Origin of the sequence: Kribbella sp. NBC_00889, assembly GCF_045207705.1 — a bacterium.
Taxonomy (GTDB): Bacteria; Actinomycetota; Actinomycetes; order Propionibacteriales; family Kribbellaceae; genus Kribbella.
Map to the genome: position 1 here is coordinate 2750034 of NZ_CP108783.1, position 26037 is coordinate 2776070.

Genomic DNA, 26037 nt, shown 5'->3' on the forward strand with positions numbered 1-26037 from the left:
CGCAGCGAAGCGATGCTCGAGAACGTCCCATCATGCTCTACGGGAGTTCCCAGCAGTTCGACCAGTTGTTGTTCCGAACGGCATCTCCAAGGATGGTCGTCTCCAGAGGTTCGACCACGTCGAAGGCACCCTCACACGTCAGGAGCGACGCGACCACCGCGTAGGCGTCACTGTCCCGGTTCCAGGCCGTCGCCACGTTGTCGGCGACGGTCTGGCCCCAACCCAGCCGGTCGGAACAACAGGTGAAGGTGTCGTTCCGGTGGTCGTTGTCTCCGATCAAGAAGTCGATGAACGAGGTGGAGGTCGTGCTCCAGTACAGGCACAGCTCCCCTGAGTTGCACGACCCATCCTTGTGCGCGGCGTTTGCTGGGCCGGCCACTCCGATCAGGAGGGCTACCACAGCCACGGCGCCTGCCAGCAAAGTGCGAACTCTCATTGTTGCGTCCCTTCACACTCGAGGTTTGCGTGTCCAGAACGGGCGCGCGACCTCGATCGTCTTCCGGGGGCCGTCTCGGCAGTCGCATCGCTTCGTCTCGACGAGGTCGGCGATGCCGCCTCAACGAGGTAGCGATGCCGCCTCGCCGCAGCCGCACTTCCGTCGCAGTGGCGTCACACCTCAGCCTCACCCGAAAGACCGACTCACATAGCCGCTGCAGGCCAACCGCTGAAGGTGCAGGTGACACGGTGTTGGTTCCGAGGCGTGTGTCAGCGACGACCGATCCGCGACCGCGGCGGCACGACGTATCCGGCTGCGAGCAGCGGGGCGACCAGAGTCTGGATCGCAATCCCTGGTTTCGCATTCACCTCATCGGCCAGGAGCCGCTGGTAGGTCTCATAGTTGCGCAGGCCATCGGCTACGTTGCCCTCGCGGATCAGAACCTCGATAAGCAGCCGGTTGGACCTTTCCCGAAGTGCGTCCATGTTCACTGCCAGGAGCGCATTGGCCACCGCTTCTCCGAACCGTCCGACCATCATTAGACGCTCGGCAGTGGCGTCGAGCGCGTGCAGTTGCAGGAGATTGAGGTTCTCACGCGGCGCTATAAGCCAAGGCTCGCTCCAACCTGGCAATAGTTGTCTCCCGATAAACGGCGGGGGCACCTCTGGCTGTGCTTCGCGCTGCACCATCGACAAGCTCCACCGGAGAGCCGCCTGGAAGTCAACGAAGTTGGCATTGACTCGCAGACCGTCTGCTTCCTCGACCACCAGCCCGTCGGCATCATCACGAAGTCGCCACATGATCGTCCGCAAGTTCGCGTAGGCACGCTCGACCCGCTGATCCTCGAACAGCCGGACGGCCGCATCCCCACGTGCCATCGCGCCCTCAATCGCGAGCAAGGCAATCAATCGGCGCGCACTCGGACGAAGATTCAACCGTCTCAGCCCGCGTCGAACCTCAAAGCCACCCAGCACCTGAACTGCCACCTCGCGGTCACGTCCGCGTGCCATGAAGGTCCCCCACCCCTCCCGGTGCCATTCGGGAGCTTTCGGAGACTACGCCCGATCGCATGGCGTCACCAGACTTCACCATGCAGTAACAATCGCCGTTTCCCGCACTCGAACATCAGACTCGTGCGTCTCGATTTTGCGACCTTCAGCGAATCGTGTTCAGGCCGTCCTTAGCGGACTCTGCATCGGCGCGGACTTTCTAGTTCGCCGCCTCGAACGCGTCACGGATGTGTGCCGGCACTCGTCCGCGGTCATTGACCTCGTAGCCGTTCGCACGAGCCCATTCCTTCACCGTGTGGGCGGCTGCACCGATCGCGGTGCGCGTGACGCGCCGGCCGCGCCTGTTCTTGACCGGCCGACCCGCCTCGACGTACGGCGCGAGGGCAGCGCGCAATGCTGCCGCGTTCTTGGTGCGCAGGTCGATCTCGTACGCCGTACCGTCGATCGCGAACGACACGGTCTCACCTTTGCCGCTGGGGATGTCGCTGCCATCGAGGTCGTCTGTCAGCCGTACTTCCACTCTCTGGACCATGGGGTCGCCTCCTGGCGGTAGCTGCGGGTGTAGACAGCATCGTTCAGCCACCACACCTGGACGCGGCTCATCCGCCGAGCAGCCCAGGAAAGCTAGTGCCGCCCCAAGAAACGTTGGGGTTGTAACCGTGTCGGGTTGACCGGTTCGGTGGTGGGTCTGGAGGCTTGTGGTCGGAGGTGGTGATGGCTCGACAGCCTGAGGTGTTCGTGCGCTCGCTGGAGCCCGAGGAAGCGCAGCGGCTGGTGAAGATTACGCGGACCACGAGGGATCGGGTGCGGTTGCGGCGGGCGGGGATTGTGCTGGCGTCGGTGCAGGGCCGGAGCGCGGTGGAGGCTGCGGGCATGTTCGCGATGAAGCCGCAGTATGCGCGGGAGGTGATCCACGCGTTCAACGAGCAGGGGTTCGCGGCGTTGGACCCAAAATGGAGCGGGGGCCGGCCATGTAGGTTCGGTCCCCCGGTTCGAGAGACGGTCTGCCGGGTCGCGAAGACGCCACCGCAGCGGCTGGGGTGCCCGTTCACGACGTGGAGCTTGACGAAGCTGGTCGAGTACCTGGCCGAGCACAAGAGCATCCGGATCAGCACCGAGTCGATCCGTCAGATCCTGCGCGATGCCGGGATCCGGTGGCAGGCGACCAAGACCTGGAAAGCCAGCCGGGATCCGGATTTCGCGGCGAAGATGGCGCGTGTTCTCGACTTGTACGATCATCCACCGGCCGATGGCCGGGTGATCTGTGCCGACGAGTTCGGCCCGTTGAACCTGCAGCCACGGCCTGGCCGGGGATGGTTCCCGGCCGGGCGTGCAGCGCGGCTGCGCGCGACCTACAACCGTAACGGCGGGGTGCGGCACATGTTCGCTGCGCAGGACCTGGCCACTGGGCAGATGTTTTACCGGTTCCGCGATCGCAAACGGTGGCGGGAGTTCCTCGGGTTCCTCAAGCAGCTCAGGGACCGGTTCCCGACCGGGAAGCTGTATGTCGTGTGTGACAACTACGGACCGCACAAGAAGGCCGAGGTCGTCGACTGGTGCCGCACAGCCGGCATCGAGGTGGTGCTGACACCGAGCAACGCGTCGTGGCTGAACTGGATCGAGTGCGAGTTCACCGCCCTGCGCTACTTCACCCTCGACGGCAGCGACTACCCCAGCCACACCGCCCAGGAAACCGCGATCGCCGGCTACGTCCGCTGGCACAACAAACACGCCCAACCCAAACGACACTTCGCCACCGACTCCAAGATCCGCCGCCCCGATTACCTCCCCAACGTTGCTTGACGAGGCACTAGCTCTGCGGCTCCGGTCCTCTGTGACTGCTGGGCAGGTCCCAGCCATCTTGCACGACGACTGACCTGTTGGGCGGCGTCTAGGCCGGCGCTCCGATGAGGGCTGGAAGCTCGGAGAACGAGCAGATGGATGGACCGGGCCAGTCCGGGTCGCTGTCGGAATGTTCGGTCGTGCGGATGACGTGCATGCCGAGATCGGCGGCTCCGCGTAGCTCGTTGTCGCTTCCGTCGGCGACGTAGACGCACTCCGAAGGCACGATGCCGAGGGCGCTGCAGGCGGCCAGGTAGATCGCCGGTTCGGGCTTGGCTGCGCCGACCTCGCAGGAGAAAGCGGCCGCGTCGAGGTGACGCGCGAGGGTGCTCTCGGACCATTGATGCCTGGTTTCTGCGGTGATGTTGCTGACCAGCCCGGTGCACCAGCCGGCCGCGCTCAGCTCAGTCAGCGTCTGCAGCGTCGCGGCTGGGGCGGCGCCGAGGAGATTGCGGGCGAGTTCTCGCCGCAGCTCGGCCGCGCGCCGAACTTGGTCGTCGGTGGGGTCGCCTCCGCTGCGGTGGGCCATCGCGCGCAGGGTGGTGGCCAGATCGCCGTAGGCGCCTCGAAACCGTTCCTGGGTCGTGTCGTCGAATGCCTGCGTGAACTTGTCCGGGTCGACACCGAGGGCCAGAGCCATCTCGCGATGCACAGCCGCTCGCGTTCGCGGGCGCCGCAGATGAGCCGGCAGTCGTGGCGGAGGCCGCGAGCCGGCTCGGCTGGTGAGTCCGTCACGGTGCGCGGAGTGATGCGTAGTCGGCGGCCGTCAACGGGTCGGTCGTCAGTGCGCCGTCGGCGAGTAGTGCCTCGATCGGGACTCCGCCTCTCGAGAACGTGACTTGCCGTCGAGCACGTCGGTTCCGCGTGCGCTGGAGAGCACGAGGTGGTGGGCTGGATCGGCGTCCAGGACGGTGTCGGGCTCGGTGGCTTCCGCGCTGGTGCGGAGCCGGCGGCGGGGTGCTCGGAGTCTGGCGGTGATCTCCTTGATCCGGAACGGCTTGGTGACGTAGTCGTCGGCGCCTGGACCGAGCCCCGCGACGATGTCGTGCCCGTCGGACCGTGCAGTTGACGATCACGATCGGGATATCGCTCATGCGTCGTACCTCACCGATGCAGGTGTACCGTCGACCTCGCCCAGCATGAGATCCACCATCATCAGGTCGGGCAGGGCCGCTCGGCCCAGCTCGACGACGATGGGCGTGTCCGCTGCGTCGATCACCTGGTGGCCCTCGTCCTCGAGCGCCAGGCGCAGTACGGCACGGATTCGGTCATCGTCCTCGACGACCAGGACCTGCATTGGCGTCGTCCGATCTTCGCAAGTCGGCGCCGCGTCGTGATCCCGGCGACGGCCACGTCATCCGGTCGTAAAGAACCGCTGACCGGTAACGCGGCGCCCGCGCGGTACAACGGAGGTCGTCATCGGATCGTCAACTGGGCGCGGCTGTGATCTCAAACTCGAACCACCACAGTGGTATCACCACCCTCGGAGCCGGCGCGAATGATCCTCGATGACCGATTCGGCCCACAGCCCTCTTCCGCAGGGGGCGATCGTGACGCAGTCGGACGCTGAACTGGTCGACGGATTGACCTCGCTGCGCTGACGTCGTCGGTGTCTCAGCGCAGGAACGTGAGCACGCGCCCCGCGAACTCCTCCGGAATCAGGTCGATCGCGATGTGCTGCTGGCCGTCCATGACGGTGACCCGCGCATCCGGAAGGGCGGCGGCGACGGTCTCGTAGTCGGCCTGCATCGCGGGCGGGCTGTCGCCGCCGACCATGAGCAACACCGGCAACGTGATCTTCTTCGCCTCCTCGGGATCGAAGGTTCGCTCGGCACGCCCCCAGTCCTCACGGGTGATCGTATGCGCCGCGGCGATGCGCGCCTGCCAGGCGGGCAGGGCGCGATACCGCTCGAACTCGTGGTCGGGCATTCGCACGATCTCGCGGAAGAACACCTCCAGCGCGCGCTCGGGCTCGCCGTCGGCCAGCAACGCGTCCATCCGCTCCTGAAGCTCCGGTGCGATGGCCAGCACCTCGGGGGCCGGGGCGGGCCAACCCTCGTACAGCACCAGCTTGCGAATGTTCGAGGTCAGTGTCGCCGCGCCGAACGCGCAGAACCCGCCGAAGGAGTGGCCGAGCAGGTCGACCGCCGAGCCGGAGGTATCGGCCACGGCGTCCACCACGGCGGCGACGTCCTCGAACTCGCGCACCACGTCGTACTCGGCCGCGTCGCCGCTGCCACCTCGGCCGCGGCGGTCCATGGTGTGCACCGTGACGTTCGGCTCCAGGTACTTCAACACGGGCGTCCAGCGAGTGTGGTCGGCCGTCGTGCCGTGCACCAGCACGAGCGGAGGCCCGTCGCCGCTCGTCCAGTAGGCGATCTCGGTGCCGTCGCGGGACACCACTCGCGCGCTTGTAAGTTCCTCCGTGCGTGTCATGGCAACCACCCTTCGTCCAGTGCTGCCACGCTCCCGCGGCGGCGCCTAGGCCCGCATCGGTAGACCTACCCATCCTTGTTCGCAAGCAGATCGGTGCACCGCCACGAACAGCGCAGCCGCCGCAGTGCCGGACACGCCGATCTTGGTGCAGATCTGCTGGATCAGATCACGAGACCGCCGCCGCGGCTCCACACACGCGAACCGACCCCTCATCCGGCCCATCAGGTCACAAAGTCCGGCTGCTGTAGCAGCCGGGTCAGGTCAGGACGAAGTACCTCAGCCACAGGTACGGAGCTGCGACGAGGATGGTGATTGCGGTCATCACGACGCCCTTGCGGGTGAATTCCCAGAAGCTGATCGGGTTCCCGGCCCGTAGGGCGATGCCGATGACGACCACGTTCGCGCTGGCTCCGACCGCGGTGGCGTTGCCGCCGAAGTCCGCGCCGGCGGCCAGCGCCCACCACAGCGCGTGGGCGTGGGCAGGGTCGCTGACGCCCTTGGTGAGTTCGAGGACGACCGGGCTCATGGTCGCGACGTACGGGATGTTGTCGACGATGCCGGACAGGATCGCGGACACCACCAGGATCAGCATGACGGCGAGCAGCGGTCTGCCGCCGGTCGCGTCGCCGACCCGGTCGGCGAGGTCGCCGATGACGCCGGTCTTGACCAGCGCTCCGACCATGACGAAGAGGCCGGCAAAGAAGAGCAGTGTCTGCCATTCGACGCTGCTCATGTAGTCCTTGGTCGGCACCTTGGAGATGAGGACGAGTAGCCCGGCGCCGAGGAGGGCGACTACGGCCGGCTCGATGTGGAACAGGGCGTGCCCGATGAAACCGGCGAAGACGGCGAGCAGTACCACGCCGCACTTGAGCAGCAGCCTGGTGTCCTGGATCGCCTCGCGTTCGTTCAGCCGCAGGACGTTCTGGACCTTGTCCGGGTCGACGGCGAAGGAGCCCTTGAACAGGCGGGGGAGGACCAGGGTGAACACGATCAGCTGGATGACGACCAAGGGCGTCATGTGGATGAGGAAGTCGTTGAAGGTGAGGCCGGAGCGGCTGGCGATGATGATGTTGGGCGGGTCACCGATGAGCGTGGCGGCACCGCCGATGTTCGAGGCCATCACCTCGGCGATCAGGAACGGCACCGGGTTGATCCCGAGGCGGTCGCAGACCAGCAGTGTGACCGGTGCGATCAGCAGGACTGTGGTCACGTTGTCGAGGAACGCCGAGGCGACGGCGGTGATCAGCGTCAGCAGGATCATCACCCGTAACGGTGATCCCTTGGCCCGCTTGGCCGCCCAGATGGCGATGTACTCGAACACGCCGGTTCGGCGGAGTACGCCGACGATGATCATCATCCCGAGGAGCAGGAAGATGACGTTCCAGTCGACTCCGGTGTCATGGGAGTAGAAGGCGTGGTCGGTGTCGGTGACGCCGAGGGCGAACAGGACCGCTGCTCCGCCCAGCGCGGCCAGCAGTTTGTGCGTCCACTCGGTCGCGATCAGTACGTACGCGACGACGAACACGGCGACGGCGATCACTGTCATCTGACCACCCGCCGTACGACGCTCAGTGCGGCGCGACCACCAGTTCCAGCAATCGCGACGCAGTGATCGCGCCCACGATGTCCTTGTCCTTCATCACCGCGACCAACGGGCACCGCAGCCGGGCCATGATCGCGGCCACCTCGATCACGGTGTCGTCGTGGTTCACGACCGGCAACTCGGCCGGCTCCGACGGCAACAGCTGACGGACGGTCACGTTGGCCAACTTGTCCGCGACCTGGTCGGCCAGTGGCTCGTCGATCACCCGGGCCAGCGACGGGTCGTCCTGGACGTAACTCGGGACGAGGAACCGGACCACCTGGGACGCAGGCAGCACCGTGTAGGGCTCGTTCTTGGAGTCCACGACGATCAATCCGGGCAGCCGCCGCGAGGCCAGCAACTCCACGGCGTCGCGCGCGGACGAATCCAGGCCGACCACCGGGAACTCTTCCGCCATCTGCTCTCCGTGCACATCTGCACGATACGCCCCATCCAAGGGCGGAACTCAGCGTCGCCGGGCCGTCACCGCGATCGTTCGGTCCTGCGAGCGCCACGCCGCCTCCGAGGGGTCGTCTACCGACCCGCACCCCGGCTGGGGACGGGTGCTGCCGACCAGACTTCCCGGCGCTCCAGGCCCAACCTTCTCCCATCAGGTAGCCCGGGCGCAACCGAACCCGGCGATCGCGGTGACGCGTCTCTTGCCCTGGGCAACCGTTGGATGGCCCGACGGCCCCCTCAGTTGCCGGTGTCGGTCGAGCACATGTGCGGTGAGGGCTTGCGCACCGATTGAACGGGCGTTTAGGCTTTGAACGTGCGTTCAACCGTGAACTCCGCGGGCTCGGGCCAAGGCGCTGGGCAGGTGACGGCCGAGCGGATTCGGGACGCGGCGATCCTGCGGTACGGGCGGGACGGATTCTCGGTCGGTTTGCGCGCGGTGGCGGCCGACGCCGGGGTGACGGCGGGGCTGGTGGTGCACCATTTCGGGTCGAAGGATGGTCTCCGGAAGGCCTGCGACAGACACGTGCTGGGCGTGATCCGGTCGGAGAAGTTGAAGGCGACCACGGGTGGGCCGGCGGCGGCGATCGCGCAGTTGGCGGAGGTCGAGGAATACGCGCCGATGGCGCTGTACTCGCTGCGGAGTCTGCAGGCCGGTGGTGAGCTGGCGGCCGAGTTCATGGAGCAGATGTGCCGTGATGCGCAGGAGTATCTCGAGGCCGGTGTGGAGAGTGGCCTGATCAGGCCGAGCCGCGATCCGGCCGCGCGGGCGCGTTACCTGGCGATGCAGGCGATGGGCTCGTTGCTGTTGTGGATCTCGCTGCACCCGGGATTCCGGGAGATCGACGACTTCCGCAAGGAGTTGCGCCAGATCTCCGACGAGATCACATTGCCGGCGCTGGAGTTGTTCTCCGAGGGGTTGTTCGTCGACCGCAAGATGCTCGACGACTACCTGATGTATGTGTGCGATCCGCCGTCCGGCGACGCGAAGCCGTAGGCCGATCACGCGCCGCCGTGGGTGGCGCTCCTGTCAGACGACATCACGCCGGGATGATCCCGGATTTCACTGCGAAGAGGTTCAGCGATGACTGCTGCCCTGACGATTCAGCAATTGCACAAGTCCTTTGGTCAGGTGAAGGCGCTCGACGGTCTCGATCTGAAGGTGGAGGCTGGTCAGGTGGCCGGGTTCCTCGGCCCGAACGGGGCCGGCAAGTCCACCACCATCCGGATCGTCCTCGGTCTGCTGGGCGCCGATTCCGGGTACGTCGACGTGCTCGGTCTGCACCCTTGGTACGACGCGGTCGCGCTGCATCGGCGGCTTGCGTACGTACCCGGTGATGTGAGCCTGTGGCCGAACCTGACCGGAGGCGAGGCGATCGACCTGCTGTCGCGGTTGCGTGGCGGTGCCTCGAAGACGCGCAAGGCTGAGCTGTTGGAGCGTTTCGAGCTCGACCCGACGAAGAAGGGACGGACGTACAGCAAGGGCAACCGGCAGAAGGTTGCGCTGGTCGCGGCCCTGGCCGCGGACGTCGAGCTGTTGGTGCTGGACGAGCCGACGTCGGGTCTCGATCCACTGATGGAGACCGTGTTTCAGGCATGCATCGCCGAGGCGAAGGCGGATGGGCGTTCGGTATTGCTGTCCAGCCACATCCTGGCCGAGGTGGAGAAGCTGTGCGACACGGTGACGATCATCCGTGCCGGTCGTGCGGTGCAGTCCGGAACGCTGGCTGATCTGCGGCACTTGACTCGTACGACGATCACCGCGTCACTCGACGGCGATCCGGACCGACTGGCGGCGACTCCCGGCGTACACGATCTGCGGGCCGAGGACGGTGTCGTCACGTTCGATGTCGATCATGACGAGCTGGCGTCGATAGTGCAGGCGCTCGGCGGGCTCGGTGTACGCAGTCTGACCAGTGCTCCGCCGTCGTTGGAGCAGTTGTTCCTGCGCGAGTACGGCGACGACCTCGTGGGGGCGGGGTCATGACGAACTTCACTGCGACTCCTGCGCTGGTCCGGTTCGCGTTGCGCCGGGACCGGGTGAAGTTGCCGATCTGGGTCGGTGCGATCGGGCTCGGCATGTTGTACGCCGTCAGTGCGCTGCCGACTGTCTATTCGACGCCGGAGCAGCGCCAGGTCCGGGCGCGGCTGATGGATTCGCCCGCGGCGACCATGATGTCCGGGCCTGGATACGGCTTGGACGATTACACGCTCGGCGCGATGATCACCAACGAGATGGTGCTGTGGCTCGCCGTACCGACCGCCATGATGAGCATCTTTCTCGTCGTGCGGCATACCCGCGCCGAAGAGGAGACCGGACGGGCCGAGTTGATCCGGTCGGCCGTCGTCGGCCGCCACGCGGCTCCGCTGGCGGCGCTGATCGTGGCAGTCATCGCGAATGCAGGAGTCGCGCTTCTGACCGCGCTGGCGATGATGAGCGGTGACCTCGCGGCAACGGACTCGTTCGCGGTCGGCCTGGGACTGGGTCTGACTGGATTGGCGTTCGCCGGCGTCGCGACTGTGACTGCCCAGCTGACCGAGCACGCCAGGTCGGCCTCGAGCCTGGCGATGGTGGTGGTCGGTGCAGCGATCCTGCTCCGGGCAGTCGGGGACGCGTCGCAACGCGGTGGAACCGTCGTGTCCTGGTTGTCGCCGCTGGCCTGGACCCAACAGGCGCGACCGTTCGTCGAGCTCCGCTGGTGGCCGCTGTTGTTGCCGATCGCGGTTGTGGTGGTCGCCGTTGTCATGGCCTACGCGCTGTCCGGGCGACGCGACGTCGGTGCCGGCCTGCTGCCCGCGCGGCTGGGCAGGGCGGATGCCGCGCCGTACTTGTCGACACCGTTCGGCTTGGCTTTCCGGCAGCAGCGGGTGAGCGTGATTGGGTGGGGGATCGGCCTGTTCGTGTTCGCCCTGGCCAGCGGTTCGCTGACCGACTCCGTGTCCGAGGTGGTAGTCGAGAACCCGGACCTCGGCGAGGTGTTCCGCGCCAGCGGCCAGGATCCGATCGATGGATTCTTCGCAGTGATGGCGCTGTTCTTCGCCTTGATGATCGCGGCCTTCGCTGTCAGCTCTGTCCTGCGGTTGAAGTCCGAAGAACGCTCCGGTCACTCGGAAGCCGCGCTGGCCACCGCGATCAGCCGTAGACGCTGGATCACCTCGTGGCTCGGGTTCACCGCCCTCGCCTCGGCCGTGCTGCTGCTCGTCAGCGGACTCGGCGTCGGGATCGGCGCGGTCACGGGTGCCGCAGACAGCAGCGTCGTCATCGAGGTGATCGTGGCAACGCTCGCCTTCCTCCCGGCAGTCCTGGTCGTCATCGCGGTCGCAGCTGCCCTCTTCGGACTACGCCCGGGCGCGTCCACCTGGGCGTGGTTCGTCGTCGCCTACGCGTTCGTCTTCGGCTTCTTCGGTGCCCTACTGGACCTGCCCGACGCCTTCGCGAACCTGTCACCCTTCGGTCACACCACCGCCATGCCGTTGTCGAGCATCGAAGCCGTACCCCTCATCCTCCTCACCATCATCGCCGCCGTCCTGACCGCCGCCGGAACCACGACCTTCCGCAGACGCGACCTCGACCTCCCCTGAACCGACCTCCGATCCCGGCCGCCTCTGCGACACCCTCTGGCGCCGGTCCCGGCGTACCGGGCAGCCACTGGTCGGCGTTCGGTGGTCGGAGACCCGGGGTTGGACTGGTGAGGTCCCTGGGGCGCGTGACGGGTGGGGCGTGGTCGGATCGGGTTTGGATGCCAGGGACAAGGGAGTGAGTGTCCGCGCCCGATCGCGACACGAGGAGATGTGCCAGTTGGGTGACAAGGTCTGATGGCTGTCACGCGAGGGTTCCATGGCCGGCGGGTCACGGGCGATGCGTCGAGGGTGCCGCCGGGTCAGTATGTGACGAACGATTTTCCGGTGTTGTCGGCGGGTCCGACGCCGCGGACGCCTCTGGATTCGTGGCAGTTCACGATCCGTGGTGCGGTGGAGACGCCGGTGTCGTGGTCGTGGGCGGAGTTTCGTTCGCTGCCACGGGAGACCTTCACCGTGGACATCCACTGTGTGACGAAGTGGACGAAGCTCGGTACGACGTGGTCCGGAGTCTCGCTCGACACGCTGCTGGATGGGGTGCCTACCGAGGCGCCGTACGCCATGGCGTTCGCCGACGGCGGCTACACCACGAACCTCCCGCTCGAGGACCTGCGTGGCGGACGGGCTTGGGTGGTCGACGAGTACGACGGCCTGCCGCTCGATCCTGAGCACGGCGGTCCGGCCAGGCTGCTGGTTCCGCACCTGTACTTCTGGAAGAGCGCGAAGTGGGTGCGGGGGCTGCAGTTGCGTTCGGTCGATGAGGCCGGTTTCTGGGAGATGTTCGGCTATCACAACTACGGAGACCCGTGGAGAGAACAGCGCTACAGCGGCGACTGACGTGGCAGACGGGCGCGGTCGTGGAAACGGTCCACGAGACGCCCCGGGCCCAGACGATCGCGCTGGCGGTGCCCGGCTGGACAGGGCATCGCGCGGGTCAGCACGTGGACGTGCGGCTGACGGCACCTGATGGCTATCAGGCTCAGCGGAGTTATTCGATCGCGTCCGGACCGGAGGACGATCACCTGATGCTCACGGTGGAGCGGCTTGACGGCGGCGAGGTGTCGCCGTATCTGGTGGACGAGTTGCGGGTGGGTGACGAGCTCGAGTTGCGGGGCCCGATCGGCGGCTACTTCGTCTGGGCCGACGATCTCGGCGGTCCGTTGTTCCTGGTGGCCGGCGGCTCGGGTCTGGTCCCACTGCGATCGATGCTGCGCCACCACCGGGCGATCGGTAGCCGGGTGCCCGTACGAGTGCTGTGCTCGGCTCGCTCGCTGGAGCTGCTGATTTATCGCGAAGAGCTGATGGAAGTCGCGGCGTACGACCAGTTCGACATTGCGGTGACCCTGACCCGCGAACCGTCGAGTACCTGGCGCGGGTATCGCCGTCGGATCGACCACGACTTGCTGGCCGAGGTCGCCTGGCCCGCCGATGACCGGGCGCTGACCTACATCTGCGGGCCGACCGCGTTCGTCGAGGCGGCTGCCGGGGGCTTGGTTGCCCTGGGCTACGACCAGGGCCGGATCAGGACCGAACGCTTCGGCGGGACAGGAGTGCGATCGTGAAGACTGTCGACGGGAACGCGATCGCGGGCGTCCTGCACGACCTGTTCGGCCGCGACATGACAGTCGCGGGCTACGCGTGTGTGCACTGCGGCCGCACCGGTCCGCTCGCCGAGCTGGTCGTGTACGTCGGGGGTCCGGGCATCGTCGGTCGCTGCAGAGCGTGCTACACCGCACTGCTGGTGATCACCGAGCGCCGCGGCATGTACTGCGTCGACGCGGCCGGCGTCTAGGGATCGGTGCCGTCGGCATCGAGTGGCTGTCCGATCGCGTGGATCAGGTCTCGTCGTGAGGAGATACTGAGCTTCTCGAAGACCTTGTGGAGGTGGTACTCGACCGTGCGTGGACTGAGGTAGAGCCGTTCGCCGATCTCGGGATTCGTGAGGCCCTCGCGAGCCAGCGCTGCGATGCGGGTCTCCTGGGGTGTCAGGGGGCGGCGGCCGTGGCCGGAGACCAGGCTCGCAACCTTCTCCCCGGTCGCGAGGTGCTCACGGTGTGCGCGTCCGGCGAAGGCCGTGGCACCCATCGCGTCCAGGCTTTCCCACGCCGCGCGTAGCTGGCCGCGGGCGTCGAGGCGGCGGCCCCGTCTGCGGAGCCATTCGCCGTACACCAGCTGGCTCCGGGCGAGGTGCGTGCGCACGGCCGATCGCGACAGTCGCTCGATGGCCTCCTGATAGAGCGGCTCGGCATCCGGGCCCTCGGTCACGAGCGCGCGCGAGCGCGCCTGGATACCGAGGGCCCAGTCGGAGCCGGCGATTGTGGTTCGTTCATCCAGTTCGGTGAACGCGGCGCTCGCAAGGTCAGGTCTCCCGGTGCGCGACGCAGCCTCGATCAGTTCGACGAGAGCCCAGCCGAAGGTCACCAGTTCGTCGCGGGCCGCGGCGTCGCGGGCCGCATCGAAGGCGGCGTCATAGCGGCCGAGGCCGTTGTACAGAACCGCGGCCGACAGAGCGACGGTGGACAGGACGGCCCCCTCGCCACGGTGCCGGGCGTCGCGGCGGGCCGAGTCCATCAAAACGACGGCGGCCTGCTCGTCACCGATCCACCCCGCCAGCAGGAGAGCCCCGGACGGGTACGACGGGACGTGCGTCGACGTCGCTACCGCAGCGATCTCCTCAGCCAGCTGCTGAGCCTGCTCGAAGTGGCCGAGGTGGAGTTGCGCTAGGCAGGCGCTGCTCAGGGCGTACGGCAGACGCATGAGCGAGCCTGTCTCGCGTGTGCTCCCGACCGCCTGCGTGGACAGCCGCTCCCAGCCGGCGTCGTCCCAGAGGTCCGCCGCGATCCAGGAGCGCAGCCAACGCCAGCGGCGGTCCGCCGGCTCGGGGTCGGTGGTGCTGACCGGCGGGGGAGTCAACACCCGGCAGCCGTCTCTGAAGCCACTGGCGAAACGCGCGGTCAGACCCTCCAGCAGGTGCCCTACCAGTCCGTCGACGACTCGGTCCCCGGGCAGCTTGTTGGCGACCACGTCCACGCCCGGACCGAGCCGTCCGGCGTGGGTCGCGGCGACCAGCGCTTCCAGAAATCCCTCGCCGGCCGATGGCTCGTCGAGCTGATGCAGCGCCTGGGCTGTCTGCAGCAGTTGTTCTGCTGCCGGACCGTTTCGGCGGGCGGAGAACGCGAGTCGTGCGCGGTGATGATCGAGGTGCGCGCGGCCAGGCTCGTCCAGCTGGCCCAGGGCGGCGGTGATCAGCATCTGCGCGCAGTCAGCCGCGGAACCCGCCTCGAACCGTGCGTCGGCGGCAGCCAGCGCGCGCTCGGCGCGGAGTTGCCCCTCGGACGTCAGCAATGCCGAGCGCTCGAGGAATGCCGCGGCTCCCGCCTGGCCCAACCGGCTCCCGACGCCGGCCGCCTGGAGTTCGAGCTCGAGCGCGAGTGCGTCGTTCGGCTCCGCCGACGCGCAGGCCAGGTGCCAGGTACGGCGATCGGGTGTGCCGGTCGCGTCGGCCAATGCCCTGTGGACGTCGGCCCGCTCCCCGGCCGTCGCCGACCGGTAGACCGCCGTACGCTCGGCCGGCTCCGGGAACAGAACGTGCGTCCCCAGCCGCAGCAGGCCCTGGTTCTCCGCAGCGGAGGCGAGACGCCGATCGATTCCGAGGATTTCGGACGCGCGCCACAGCAGTGCCGGGTCGCCAGTGGAATCAGCCGCTGCCAGAACCAGCAGGAGCCGTTGGTCGGGGTCGAGCCCGGCCATCCGTGCGGTCAGTGCACGCAACCTCTCGGGGGAGAGGATCGGGTTCGGTGCGAGCCCGTATCCGGCCGCGAACGTGGCCGAGGTGACCTCCGCTGCGACGTGGAGCAGGGTCCGCGGATTTCCGCGCGACTCCGCGACGATGCGTTCGAGAACGATGTCGTCGATCCGGCCGAACGACGCGGTTCGCAGCAAGGACCGGGCGTCGGTGTCGGTCAGGCCGGTCAGGTGAAGATCCGGGAACTCGGCGAACTGATCGTCGCCGGTGGACCGGGTCGACACCACTGCGGACACGGGGCTCCCGTCCAGACGCCGAAGGACGAACGCGAGGGCGGCCGCGCTCTGGTCGTCGAGCCACTGGGCATCGTCGATCAACCAGAGTGCCGGCCGGTGCCGGGCTGCCGCAGTCAGCACAGACACCGTGGCGAGGCCGACGAGGAACGGGTCGGCGTCGCCCTCCGCCCGGCCGAAGGCCTTCGCCATCGCCGCGGCTTGTGGTCCGCTGAGCTCCGTCAGGTCGGTGCGGACAGTGGAGCAGAGGAGATGGAGGCCGGCGTACGGCATCGACTGTTCGGACTCGATGCCTCGGCATCGAACGACGATCAGGTCCTGCGCTGCGCGGGCGGCGATGCCCAGGAGTGTGGACTTGCCCAAACCCGCGTCGCCGCGCACCACCGTCACACCGGAGACGCCCGATCGGGCCCGGCCGATCACGTTCTCGAGCCTGGCGACCGCGTCGGTCCGTCCTGGCAGCGTCGGTCGGGACGCAGCCTGCGTTGTCGATGATCGTTCGTCAGGGGGCACTGATCCAACCTGCGGCCAGACGGCCCGGGCCACCCCCGGGATTTGCACGGGTGTGACCCCGGGACTGGTGCGCCAGGAGCTCGGACGAGCGCTGGACATAGAATCCGCGTGTGGCCCGATAACCCCGGGCGCAGGGTGATCACCGGACGCTAGGCGGATGGCGGCGTTGACCGTGTTACAGGATCGGCGCGACGAGAGCCGGCAGCTGGACGGACTCCTCGACGCTGTTCGCGCAGGTCAGAGTCGCAGCCTGGTTCTGTGCGGCGAGGCCGGAGTGGGCAAGACCGCTCTGCTCGACTACCTGGTCGAGCGGGCGGTGGACTGCCGGGTAGCCCGGGTTGCCGGGGTGGAGGCCGAGAAGGAGCTGGCCTTCGCCGGCCTCCATCAGATCTGCGCGCCCCTACTCGATCGGCTGGACGTACTTCCCGAGCCGCAGCGCAACGCGCTGGCCACCGCGTTCGGTCTGCGTTCCGGCGAACCGCCGGACCGATTCCTGATCGGGCTCGCGACCTTGAGTCTGCTAGCCGAGGCTGCGACCCGGCAACCGGTCGTCTGCGTGATCGACGATGCCCAGTGGTTCGACACGGCGTCCTTGCAGGCCTTGACCTTCGCCGCCCGCCGGATGGTCGCCGAACGGATCGCAGTGGTGTTCGCGGCACGCGACACAGCTGACGCCAACGATTTCGAGGGCATCCCGGAGTTGGTCTTGAGGGGCCTGGGCGACCAGGATGCTCGCGCGCTGCTCCAGACCGTGCTGTCCGGCCCGGCCGATCCCCGGGTGATCGACCGGATCGTGGCCGAGGCACGCGGCATCCCGCTGGCTCTGATCGAGGTACCCCGCGGGGTGACGCCCGCGCAGCTGGCCAGTGGATTCGGCCTACCGCGACCCGGGGTCGTGCCGGCGTCGGTCGAAGACACCTATGCGCGGGTGGTGAACGAGCTGCCGGTCGCATCGCGCCGGCTGCTCGTGGTGGCGGCAGCCGAACCTCTCGGTGACCCGGTCCTGACCTGGCGCGCGGCGGAGTCCCTGGGCCTTGGCCTCCCCGCTGCGGCACCTGTCGAGGCGTCCGGCCTGGTCCGGTTCGGCACCCGGATCCAGTTCCGGCACCCCCTGGTCCGGTCGGCGGTGTACGGCTCCGCCTCGCCGGAGGAGCTCCGCGAGGCACATGGAGCGCTCGCGGCCGCGACCGATCCGGAGACCGACCCGGATCGCCGGGCCTGGCATCGGGCGCAGTCGGTGCTCGGGCCGGACGAAGGCGTCGCGGCTGAGCTGGAACAGTCGGCGGGACGCGCACAGGCGCGTGGCGGCCTGGCCGCCGCTGCCGCTTTCATGGCTCGCGCGGTCGAGCTCACTGCGGACCCGCAGCGTCGTACCGAGCGAGCGATCGCGGCGGCGCGGGCGTATCACCAAGCCGGACAGGCCGAGGACGCGCAGCGGTTGCTGGCAATTGCCGAAGCGGGCCGCCTTGACGACGGCGGCAGAGCGCAGATCGATCTGCTGCGCGCCCAGATCGCGTTCACGGTCAACCGGGGCAGCGATGCGCCGCCGCTGTTGCTGCGGGCGGCGCAGCAGCTCGAGGAGATCGACGTACCGCGGGCGCGGGGGACCTACCTGGATGCGCTCCTCGCGGCGATGTTCGCAGGTGACTTCGCCGCCTCCGGTTGTCTGCGGGATGCCGCCGAGGCGGCTCGGGCGGCAGTCCGGCCGACCGCCCCGGAAACGCCCGCCGATCTCCTCCTCGACGGGCTGGCGGTGCGCTTCACGGATGGCTACACGGCAGCGGTCCCGCTGTTGACGGAGGCGCTGGCGGCCTTCCGGGACGCCGAACTGACCGCCGACTCGCTGCATTGGTTCTGGCTCGCTCACATCACGGCCGGCAACCTGTGGAACGAGCAGACCCTCGACAATCAGCGCCATCTCGAGCTAGCTCGTGCCCTCGGTGCGATGGCCACGCTGCCGCTGGCGCTGAGCGTCCGGATCGGAGCGCATGTGCTCAGCGGCGAGCTCGACCAGGCATCCGACCTGTTGTCCGAGCTCGATGCGGTCAACGAGGTGACCGGGCTGCCGATGGCTCCGTACGGCGCCTTGCTACTCGCCGCGTGGCAGGGGAGGGACCAGCAGGCGCGCACCTTGATCGTTCGCGCGGAGGTGGAGGCGGCCCAGCGTGGGGAGAGCTTCGGGCTGGTCATCACCGGCGTGGCGGCAGCCGTACTGGACAACAGCCACGGTCGCTACGAGGAGGCGTACAAGGCGGCAACCGGCGCGGCGCAACGACCAGCGGTGATGGGCGTGGAGCCCTGGGCCGTGCTGGCCGAGTTGGTGGAGGCCGCGGTGCGGCTCGGTCATCACGAGGAGGCCTTGACAGCATGCAAGCGGCTCACCGAGACCACCCAGGCCACGCGTACGTCGTGGGGTCTCGCGGTCGAGTCCAGGTGCCACGCCCTGATCGCACCGAAGGACGAGGCCGAGATCCACTACCGTCGTGCGATCGAGCTGATCTCGACGACCCGCATCCGCGGCGAGCTCGCGCGCTGTCACCTGGTGTACGGCGAGTGGTTGCGCCGGGGGAGCCGCATCACCGAAGCACGAGACCAGCTGCGGACCGCGCACGAGTTGTTCGACCAGATGGGGATGCGGGCGTTCGCCGATCGCGCCGCGGCCGAACTCCGCGCGGCGGGTGAGTCCGTGCGGCCGGCTCGCGCGGAGTCGCCGGACGTGCTGACCGCCCAGGAAGCCCAGATCGCCAGGCTTGTCGCCGACGGACTGTCCAACGCCGAGATCGCCGCTCGCCTGTTCCTGAGTCCACGCACGGTCGAGTGGCACCTCAGCAAGGTCTTCGCCAAGCTACAGCTGACGTCGCGCCGTCAGCTGCGCAGTCAACAGCTACCGATTCCGGGCGGCGGCTGATCGGGGACGCCCGTACCCCGGGGGTTCCCCAAGGTCGCAGACCGGGGACTCTCACGGACGCGGCCGCCGACGGTGGGGCCGCAGAGTGCAGCCATGAGTAGTCAGGTGCAGACACAAGAGTTCGACGTCGTCGTGATCGGTGCCGGTCCGATCGGCCAGACTCTTGCCGATCGGGCGCGCGCCGGCGGATTGAGCGTCGCGGTCGTAGAGCGCGAGCTCGTCGGCGGCGAGTGCTCGTACTGGGCGTGCATCCCGAGCAAGGCGATGCTGCGCCCGGTTGTCGCGATCGCGGAGACTCGCAGTGTCGACGGTGCCCGGGAGGCGGTCACCGGGTCGATCGACCCCAAAGGGGTGTTCGGGCGACGAGACCGCTACGTGACCGACTGGGACGACAGCGGTCAGGCGAAATGGGTCGAGAGCATCGGTGCCACCCTGGTCCGCGGCCACGGTCGCCTCGACGGCCCGCGTCGGGTCGCCGTGACGACCGCCGACGACCGCGTGGTGATGCTCACCGCACGTCAAGCGGTCGCCATCTGCACCGGCAGCCTGGCTGCCGCGCCGGACCTGGCCGGCATCACCGAGGCGCGGCCCTGGACGAACCGGCGGGCGACCGACAGCAGCGTGGTCCCGAACCGGCTGGCGATCGTCGGCGGCGGACCTGTCGGCGTCGAGATGGCGACCGCATGGAACGGGCTCGGCTCGACAGTGACCCTGATCGCTCGCGAACACCGGCTGCTGACGCAGATGGAACCATTCGTCGGTGAGCTGGTGGCCGACGGCCTGTCCGGCGAGGGGGTCACGGTTCGTACCGCGTCGATCCTGGAGTCCCTACGGCGCCCGGACACCGCAGGACCGGTCACGCTCATGCTGGACGACGGTGAGAAGGTCGAATCCGACGAGGTACTGTTCGCGATCGGACGGATCCCGCTCACCGGCGACATCGGTCTGGAGACGGTCGGGTTGTCGTCCGGGACGTGGCTCGACGTCGACGACACCTGTCGGGTCCGTGGCGTGGAAGACGGCTGGTTGTACGCGGTCGGGGACGTCAACCATCGCGCCTTGCTGACGCATCAGGGCAAGTACCAGGCCCGGATCGCGGGCCAGACGATCGTCGACCAGGCCGCCGGCCGCCCCCTCGACACCGCCGCGTGGGGATCACATGTGACGAGCGCCGATTCCTCCGCCGTACCGCAGGTCGTCTTCACCACGCCCGAGGCAGCGGCTGTCGGCCGAACCGCTCAGCGAGCCGTGACAGAGGGATTCCGTACCCAAGTGGTCGACGTCGAGATCGGTGACGTCGTCGTCGGCGCCAAGCTGTACGCCGACGGTTACCGCGGCCGCGCCCGGATGGTCGTCGACGAGGACACCCGGACCCTTCTCGGTGTCACGTTCGTCGGTCCGGGTGTCACCGAACTGCTGCATTCGGCCACCGTCGCGGTAGCCGGTCAGGTCCCGATCGATCGTCTCTGGCACGCCGTGCCGTCCTTCCCGACGATCAGCGAGGTCTGGTTGCGACTCCTCGAGGCCTACCGAGGCTGAACCCGCCCGATCGACTGTGGAGGTAGCGCGATATGGCAACTGTCTCGTTCAAGGGAGCCACCCGGGTCTACCCGGGCACCGACATCGCTGCCGTGGACAAGCTCGACCTCGACATCGAGGACGGGGAGTTCATGGTGCTGGTCGGACCATCCGGATCGGGGAAGTCGACCGCACTGCGGATGCTGGCCGGGCTCGAAGAGGTCAACGAGGGATCCATCTACATCGGCGATCGCGACGTCACCAACAGCCCGCCGAAAGAGCGCGACATCGCGATGGTGTTCCAGAACTACGCGCTGTACCCCCATATGTCGGTCGCCGACAACATGGGCTTCGCCCTGAAGATGCAGGGCCTGCACAAGGACGAGCGGGCCAAGCGCGTCGCCGAGGCGGCCAAACTGCTCGGCCTGGAGGAGTACCTCGACCGCAAGCCGAAGGCGCTGTCCGGTGGTCAGCGTCAGCGCGTGGCGATGGGCCGCGCGATCGTGCGTGACCCGCAGGTCTTCCTGATGGACGAGCCGCTGTCGAACCTCGACGCCAAGCTCCGGGTCCAGACCCGCACGCAGATCGCCGAGCTCCAGCACCGCCTCGGCGTCACCACGGTGTATGTCACCCACGACCAGGTCGAGGCCATGACCATGGGCGACCGGGTCGCCGTACTGAAGGACGGCGTACTGCAGCAGGTCGACACCCCGCTGAACCTGTACGACAAGCCGCGGAACAAGTTCGTGGCCGGCTTCATGGGATCGCCGGCGATGAACCTGATCGAGGCCAAGATCGCCGACGGCGGTGCGCTGATCGGCGACTACCTGGTGCCGATCGACCGCGCCCTGCTGGCCAAGGCCGGCGACGACAAGACGCTGACCATCGGCGTCCGGCCGGAGGCGCTCCACTTCGCCGACGAGGGGCTGCCGGTGACGGTCGCGGTGGTCGAGGAGCTCGGGTCCGACGCGTTCCTGTACGGTACCGCGGAGCACACCGGGAACCAGCAGATCATCGCCCGGATCAGCACCCGGCAGAACGCCGAGAAGGGCAGCCTGATTCCCCTGGCTCCGGACCCGGAGAAGCTGCACCTCTTCTCGTCCTCCACCGAGGAGCGGCTCAACGCCTGACTTGATGCGCGGGGCAACGGAAAGGAATGACTTCATGAATGACAGCTCCGGCCGTCGACCGACGATCGACTGGGATCGGGTGACCCGGGACGAAGTGGTGCAGGCGATCGAGGAGTACGACCGGCTCGGTCCGGACGGCTTCTTCTCCCGGCACGGCTTCGCCCCCACGACGACGTACGAGCTGGTCTGGGAGGAGCGAGCGTACCCACCGAAGGCGGTTCTTGGTACCGCCTACGAGTTCGCGACCGGTCGGCGCTTGGCCTCGGCCGATTTCGAGGGCGGCAAGGCCGGAGCAGTCAAGGTGCTCGGAAGGCTGGGATTCACCGTGCAGCAGATCCAGCGCTAGGAAGCCGCAACGGCCTGTTCGGGATGGTGTGTCCTGAACAGGCCGTTGCGGCTTAGCCGGTCAGTCGTCGGCGTGCTCGCGGAGGTAACGGACGAGGCCGACGACATCCTCGGGGACGAGGCGGCCGATCGCTCCGCTGGAGTAGACGCTCACGACCACCTTGCCCTCGGGATCGAGGACGAAGCCGGTGGACTGCAGGTACACCGGGTCCGGATTCACGAAGGCTCCGGTGAGCTCGGCCACTGTGCCCGCATCGGCGCCGAAGCCCACCGGAAAGGTCAGCTTGTGCTTGGTGATCAGCTCGGTGGTGGTGGCTTCGTCGTCGACCGAGAGGGCCGCCACGCCGACCCCGATGTCTTCCAGAGTGCTGCTCGCACGCTGGAACGCCCGCAGTTGCGCGTTGCAGTACGGACACCATGACCCGCGGTAGAACAGCATCACGCCGAAACGGCCGGCAAACGCCTCGGGTACGGCGACCTTCTCACCGCCGGGAACCGTGAACGTCAGGTCGGGAAAGCGATCGCCTGGTTGCAGTAGAGACATGAGCGAGGGGTTCTCCTTGTCGTTGTTCGTCGCCGCGTCAGCAGCCCGGCTTGGAGTCTTCCGCTCATCGACCTGTGGGCGCGTCCGGCAGGAACCCCAGGACACCCCCCGGCCCGACCCCCGGACGCCAGCAGGCGACCGGCCTCGACCCGCCATCGGCGGCGCTCTGATCGGCCAGGACGTATACGCCGTCGTCCATCAGGTCGGCGCCTGTGACCTCGACGAGGCCTTACCGGAAGACGAGCCCTGCTGCGAGTCCGGGCCGTTCGCGATCAGGCCGAGGTCGGTGCCGGCTTCGTTCTGCTGGTTGTGTTCGGTGAGAATTCCTCAGCGTGTTCAGCCTGAGCGGAGTGTCGCGTAGTCTCGCGCGGTCAGCGGTTCGGTGGTGAGAGCGCCGTCCGCTTGTAGTGCCTCGACCGGTGTGCCGTCGCGGGAGAAGCTCACCTGGTCGATGGACGGCAGGGCTGTGATGGACAAGACGATCTGTCCGACTGCCAGGACGTTCTCGGTCGCCGAGCGCCCTTCGGAGTCTCCTGACAGCTCCACGACGACGCGATTTCGTTGGATCTCCACGACAGTAAGTCGGAGCTCGGCCTCCAGGGCGGAGGTGATGCCGTTGGCTTGCTCGCCGGTGCTGGGTCCGGTCTGCAATGCTTCGATCACGGTGTTCAGCCGGTCGGTCAGAGTAGTCGTCGGTGCATCGCGGAGGACCTTGACCAGCCGGTCGTCGCGGACGAAGTTGACCTGAACTGCCGGCCTTCCCGGTATTGCGGTGCCGGGTGTCGAGGGGTGGTCAGGACTGCTGAGTACGGTCGGGATGCGCCCAGGCTCGATCGGGACCGGCGTCGATTGCATCGGGACGCCGCATCCGGCGAGGGCCAGCAACAACACCAGTGCGAGCCGGCATCTGGAAGTCATATCTGCGGGCCTCCGGTAGTCCGGCCGCGGGAACCGGCACCAGGCGCCGGCCGAGAGCGACGGTGCTGTGCGCCAGCGCCGGGACGATTGCGCGTGATGGGATGCCGGCGGCGGTCGCCCCTCAACGGCCGTCGCCGCATCCACTCGGCCCAACTCCATGCGAGCTGTCGCCGGACCTGTCGACGACGTTAGATGACAGCGCAGGCCGGTTCTACCGCCGCGCCCGCCACCGTTCCGAATGTCAAGAAGTCTCAAAGGCCGCGTCAAGGAAGCTTCACACCGGGCGACTCATGGAACGGTTGCTGGCAGCAACGATCATGATCAGCGCGAGCACGGCAGGCAGCCAGGTCTCACCGGCACCAGGTCCGGTCTGATGTCCACGGTAGGCCGACGTAGTTCTCCGCGACGGACGTCGCGGCGGCAGGGGAGCTGACGACGTACTGGAGTGTTGCAACTGCTGCTGGAACGGATCGTCTCCTGGGAATCGGTGCAGGATCGAGGTCATCCACCAGGAGAAGTGTTGTATGCGTCAGACCCGCCGCAGGCAGTCGACGGAGAAGGAGTCGAGGCTCATCCGGTTTCCGCCGACGTACCACGAGGCCAACGCTTCGGCTAGCGCGTGTACGTCGTGGATCGCGAGGTTGAGGCCCTTCGCGCCGGTCGGGGCAACGATGTGGGCGGCATCTCCAGCCAGGAAGAGACGGTCGTGCTGTATCGGCTCGCGGCGAAACCCGAGTGCGGCTTGTCGAGGGACGCAGGGGCTATACACGCGGCTGGCTCCGCCCGTCACACGTGCACTGGGCGGTCGGCGTGGCTGACGATAGCAACGGGTACGCCGAGGCTTCGTACCTGCCGGACACCGCCGACGGCACGCCCGGCGCCAAGGCTGTCGGCAGCCAGCACCCTGTGGCTGCGTTCCGCGCGCCTGGTCCAGTTGCTGCAGGACCAGGCCGGCGAGCCGGGGTGGCAGCTTGGCGCGCTTGTCACAGGTCTTCAGGTATAGGTCGCCGTCGCGCTGGTCGCCGTCGTGGGTGGCAATACGGCGACCTACGGCATGGCGAGGCCGAACATCAGCGCCAGCGCCCCCGCTGATCCGGACGTCCAGCGGCACTTCGATGTCATGAATGCACCGCTGGATCTGTTCGGAGTGCAGGTCATCGTCCAGAGATAGGTCGATGCTTGCGCTCCGCCCACCGGTCACCAGTCAGCTACCGATCGACATGACGCTTGAGACGCCACCTGCGATCTGGTCGGCCGGTCGACTAGTTCGGCTTGGGGGATTGTTTCCCGGCGTGCACGTCGAGGTGCGGTGAAGGCGGCGTTCGCCATCGTCGCCCCGTCCACAGACAACAACGGTCGCCGCGTTGCCTGCGAATACCATGTTGCTTGCGAGTACCACTGGGAAGGGCGGGAGGGATCTCCGTGCGCTACGACGACTGGGGCGTCCGGGCGCAGCAGTGGGCGGGATTGCGCAGCGTGTCGACGAGCGTGTGCGGCGTGCCCGTGCACTATATCCGCGCGGAGCCCGCCTCGGCTGCCGCTCCCGACGCACCAGTTCACCTGCTCGTGCCCCCGATGACCGGCAGCGCGAGCATGTGGATCGACCTCGTTCCTCACCTCAGACAGCTTGGACCGGTGATTTCCGTCGACCTCCCGGGGACGATTACGGGCCACACCGGTGCTCCCTATCGGCACGGGCCGCGCGCAGACCTCGATGCTCGCTTTGTGCCGGCCTTCGTCCGGCAGCTCCACGTCGAAGGCCAGGTGGTGGTGCACGGCTGGTCGACGGGTGGACTGGTGGCGGCGCTGGCCGCAGGGATGATGCCCGACAAGACTTTGGGAGTCGTCCTGGTGGCCCCGGCGCTGCCGTGGCGCCTGACATCACCAGCCGAGGCGCTCGCGTGGCAGACGCTGGGACGACTCGCCGTCGCAGCCGGCCCGCCCGCGACACGCATCATGCTGCGCTTCGCCGGCCGGCGCATGCTGGACGCCAAGCGCAACGCGATCAAGGATGGTGTCGCCATCTCCGGTGGCCGCACCAACCTCATCGGCGGAGACCCGGGCCGTGTCTCACGCGCGCAGGTCGACCTGTGGCTGGATGACCTCGACGCGGCCCGCGAGCACCCGGAACGGCTGGCAGGCACGGCCACGGCGTTCGCGTCGACCATCGAAGCCATGTTCATCACACAGCGGCGGACGAACCAGGCGTTAGATTCCGTGCGGGTGCCCGTACTTGTGCTGTGGGGAAGCGACGATCCGCTGGTCGACCCCACGTCACTCATGCAGCACGCCCGGCGGCCGAACTGGACACCCCGACGCATCGACGACGTTGGCCACCTGCTTCCAGTCGAGGCCCCCGTCCTCTGCGTGCAGGCAGTCGCACAGTGGCTCGCCGACATCGGGGCATGAACGCCGACGGTGTTGATTCTCGCGGAATCCGACGTCCTACAGCGCGGTGGTCAAGTCTGCCGTGACGCAGGCGACAGCTTGACTAGTTCGGTGAAGGTAGCCGTCCCACTTCACCTCATTGCGCGATCCGGCCGGAAGGGCGTACGGCGGCATCCGCTGTGCTTGGTGGCGAGTCGCGCGATGGGCCAGCCGCGCTCGACGTACTGGAGCGCCTCACGTCGGACCCGATCGGTGTCCAGGCTCGGGTGATGGTTGACGTGGTGTGCTCGGTTGATGTTTGACGGGTTAGTTCGGTTCTGGCGGGCTTGGCGGCCCGCTTCTTGCGGTGTCTCCCTACGATTCGCGGACGGCGGTGCGGAGGAGGTCGATGCCG

General features: G+C 67.7%; 24 protein-coding genes. 12 read left to right on the forward strand and 12 right to left on the reverse strand.

Annotated elements, in window-relative coordinates; genetic code table 11:
• Positions 1-37: 37 nt before the first annotated feature.
• The 3 genes from OG817_RS13260 to OG817_RS13270 form a co-directional block, all read right to left on the reverse strand.
• Entirely contained in the window at positions 38-436 is a 399-nt protein-coding gene (locus OG817_RS13260; RefSeq protein ID WP_406054530.1) for a hypothetical protein, read from the reverse strand.
• 269 nt (positions 437-705) lie between these two features.
• Entirely contained in the window at positions 706-1422 is a 717-nt protein-coding gene (locus tag OG817_RS13265; RefSeq protein WP_406054532.1) for a BTAD domain-containing putative transcriptional regulator, read from the reverse strand.
• 223 nt (positions 1423-1645) lie between these two features.
• Positions 1646-1978 carry an Lsr2 family protein gene (locus OG817_RS13270; protein WP_406054534.1) on the reverse strand — a complete coding sequence of 111 codons (333 nt, stop codon included), beginning with the start codon at positions 1976-1978 and terminating at the stop codon, positions 1646-1648.
• A 182-nt stretch (positions 1979-2160) separates the two neighbouring features.
• Here OG817_RS13270 and OG817_RS13275 point away from each other — a divergent pair, with 182 nt between their 5' ends.
• Entirely contained in the window at positions 2161-3249 is a 1089-nt protein-coding gene (locus tag OG817_RS13275) for an IS630 family transposase (protein WP_406048691.1), read from the forward strand.
• 88 nt (positions 3250-3337) lie between these two features.
• Here the strand turns inward: OG817_RS13275 and OG817_RS13280 are convergent, their stop codons facing one another.
• From OG817_RS13280 to OG817_RS13300, 5 genes are all read right to left on the reverse strand, one after another.
• Complete coding sequence (locus OG817_RS13280; RefSeq protein ID WP_406054537.1) at positions 3338-3928, reverse strand: HAD family hydrolase; 591 nt, start codon at positions 3926-3928, stop codon at positions 3338-3340.
• A gap of 450 nt (positions 3929-4378) precedes the next feature.
• Positions 4379-4585, reverse strand: a complete 207-nt coding sequence (locus OG817_RS13285) for a response regulator (RefSeq protein ID WP_406054539.1) — start codon at positions 4583-4585, stop codon at positions 4379-4381.
• A 317-nt stretch (positions 4586-4902) separates the two neighbouring features.
• Positions 4903-5691 carry an alpha/beta fold hydrolase gene (locus OG817_RS13290; RefSeq protein ID WP_406054541.1) on the reverse strand — a complete coding sequence of 263 codons (789 nt, stop codon included), beginning with the start codon at positions 5689-5691 and terminating at the stop codon, positions 4903-4905.
• A 289-nt stretch (positions 5692-5980) separates the two neighbouring features.
• On the reverse strand, positions 5981-7270 hold the full coding sequence (locus OG817_RS13295; protein ID WP_406054543.1) for an SLC13 family permease: 1290 nt from the start codon (positions 7268-7270) through the stop codon (positions 5981-5983).
• Between the two features lie 22 nt (positions 7271-7292).
• On the reverse strand, positions 7293-7724 hold the full coding sequence (locus OG817_RS13300) for a CBS domain-containing protein (RefSeq protein WP_406054545.1): 432 nt from the start codon (positions 7722-7724) through the stop codon (positions 7293-7295).
• A gap of 354 nt (positions 7725-8078) precedes the next feature.
• Between OG817_RS13300 and OG817_RS13305 the strand changes: the two genes are divergently transcribed.
• The 6 genes from OG817_RS13305 (at position 8079) to OG817_RS13330 (ending at position 13133) form a co-directional block, all read left to right on the forward strand.
• On the forward strand, positions 8079-8759 hold the full coding sequence (locus tag OG817_RS13305; RefSeq protein WP_406054548.1) for a TetR family transcriptional regulator: 681 nt from the start codon (positions 8079-8081) through the stop codon (positions 8757-8759).
• Between the two features lie 87 nt (positions 8760-8846).
• Positions 8847-9749 carry an ATP-binding cassette domain-containing protein gene (locus tag OG817_RS13310; RefSeq protein WP_406054550.1) on the forward strand — a complete coding sequence of 301 codons (903 nt, stop codon included), beginning with the start codon at positions 8847-8849 and terminating at the stop codon, positions 9747-9749.
• Positions 9746-11344 carry an ABC transporter permease gene (locus tag OG817_RS13315; RefSeq protein ID WP_406054552.1) on the forward strand — a complete coding sequence of 533 codons (1599 nt, stop codon included), beginning with the start codon at positions 9746-9748 and terminating at the stop codon, positions 11342-11344. Before OG817_RS13310 ends, OG817_RS13315 begins: the two co-directional genes overlap by 4 nt.
• 234 nt (positions 11345-11578) lie before the next feature.
• Positions 11579-12178, forward strand: coding sequence for a sulfite oxidase-like oxidoreductase (locus OG817_RS13320; RefSeq protein WP_406054554.1), 600 nt, complete (start codon positions 11579-11581; stop codon positions 12176-12178).
• Positions 12148-12903 (forward strand): ferredoxin reductase, encoded by a 756-nt coding sequence (locus OG817_RS13325; protein ID WP_406054556.1) that lies wholly within the window; start codon positions 12148-12150, stop codon positions 12901-12903. Before OG817_RS13320 ends, OG817_RS13325 begins: the two co-directional genes overlap by 31 nt.
• Positions 12900-13133 carry a DUF6510 family protein gene (locus tag OG817_RS13330; RefSeq protein ID WP_406054558.1) on the forward strand — a complete coding sequence of 78 codons (234 nt, stop codon included), beginning with the start codon at positions 12900-12902 and terminating at the stop codon, positions 13131-13133. Before OG817_RS13325 ends, OG817_RS13330 begins: the two co-directional genes overlap by 4 nt.
• Here the strand turns inward: OG817_RS13330 and OG817_RS13335 are convergent.
• Positions 13130-15892 (reverse strand): AAA family ATPase, encoded by a 2763-nt coding sequence (locus tag OG817_RS13335; RefSeq protein WP_406054561.1) that lies wholly within the window; start codon positions 15890-15892, stop codon positions 13130-13132. The genes OG817_RS13330 and OG817_RS13335 overlap by 4 nt on opposite strands.
• A 157-nt stretch (positions 15893-16049) precedes the next feature.
• On the opposite strand from OG817_RS13335, the gene OG817_RS13340 reads away from it, so the two are divergent.
• The 4 genes from OG817_RS13340 (at position 16050) to OG817_RS13355 (ending at position 21794) form a co-directional block, all read left to right on the forward strand.
• Positions 16050-18800: an ATP-binding protein gene (locus OG817_RS13340; RefSeq protein WP_406054563.1), complete on the forward strand. Its 2751-nt coding sequence runs from the start codon at positions 16050-16052 to the stop codon at positions 18798-18800.
• Positions 18801-18893: 93 nt separating this feature from the next.
• A complete protein-coding gene (locus OG817_RS13345) occupies positions 18894-20339 on the forward strand; it encodes a dihydrolipoyl dehydrogenase family protein (protein ID WP_406054564.1) in 1446 nt (481 codons plus the stop codon).
• 32 nt (positions 20340-20371) lie between these two features.
• The gene (locus OG817_RS13350; RefSeq protein ID WP_406054566.1) at positions 20372-21448 is read left to right on the forward strand and encodes an ABC transporter ATP-binding protein; all 1077 of its coding nucleotides are present in this window, start codon (positions 20372-20374) and stop codon (positions 21446-21448) included.
• Between the two features lie 34 nt (positions 21449-21482).
• Positions 21483-21794 (forward strand): hypothetical protein, encoded by a 312-nt coding sequence (locus tag OG817_RS13355; RefSeq protein ID WP_406054568.1) that lies wholly within the window; start codon positions 21483-21485, stop codon positions 21792-21794.
• Between the two features lie 60 nt (positions 21795-21854).
• On the opposite strand, the gene OG817_RS13360 is transcribed toward OG817_RS13355, so the two are convergent.
• The 3 genes from OG817_RS13360 to OG817_RS13370 all read right to left on the reverse strand — a co-directional run bounded on the left by OG817_RS13360 (position 21855) and on the right by OG817_RS13370 (position 24456).
• Positions 21855-22337, reverse strand: coding sequence for a peroxiredoxin family protein (locus OG817_RS13360; protein WP_406054570.1), 483 nt, complete (start codon positions 22335-22337; stop codon positions 21855-21857).
• A 336-nt stretch (positions 22338-22673) separates the two neighbouring features.
• A complete protein-coding gene (locus tag OG817_RS13365) occupies positions 22674-23255 on the reverse strand; it encodes a GerMN domain-containing protein (protein WP_406054572.1) in 582 nt (193 codons plus the stop codon).
• A gap of 529 nt (positions 23256-23784) precedes the next feature.
• The gene (locus OG817_RS13370) at positions 23785-24456 is read right to left on the reverse strand and encodes an FAD-dependent monooxygenase (RefSeq protein WP_406054574.1); all 672 of its coding nucleotides are present in this window, start codon (positions 24454-24456) and stop codon (positions 23785-23787) included.
• 221 nt (positions 24457-24677) lie between these two features.
• On the opposite strand from OG817_RS13370, the gene OG817_RS13375 reads away from it, so the two are divergent.
• On the forward strand, positions 24678-25664 hold the full coding sequence (locus OG817_RS13375) for an alpha/beta fold hydrolase (protein ID WP_406054576.1): 987 nt from the start codon (positions 24678-24680) through the stop codon (positions 25662-25664).
• The last annotated feature ends 373 nt before the right edge of the window (positions 25665-26037 follow it).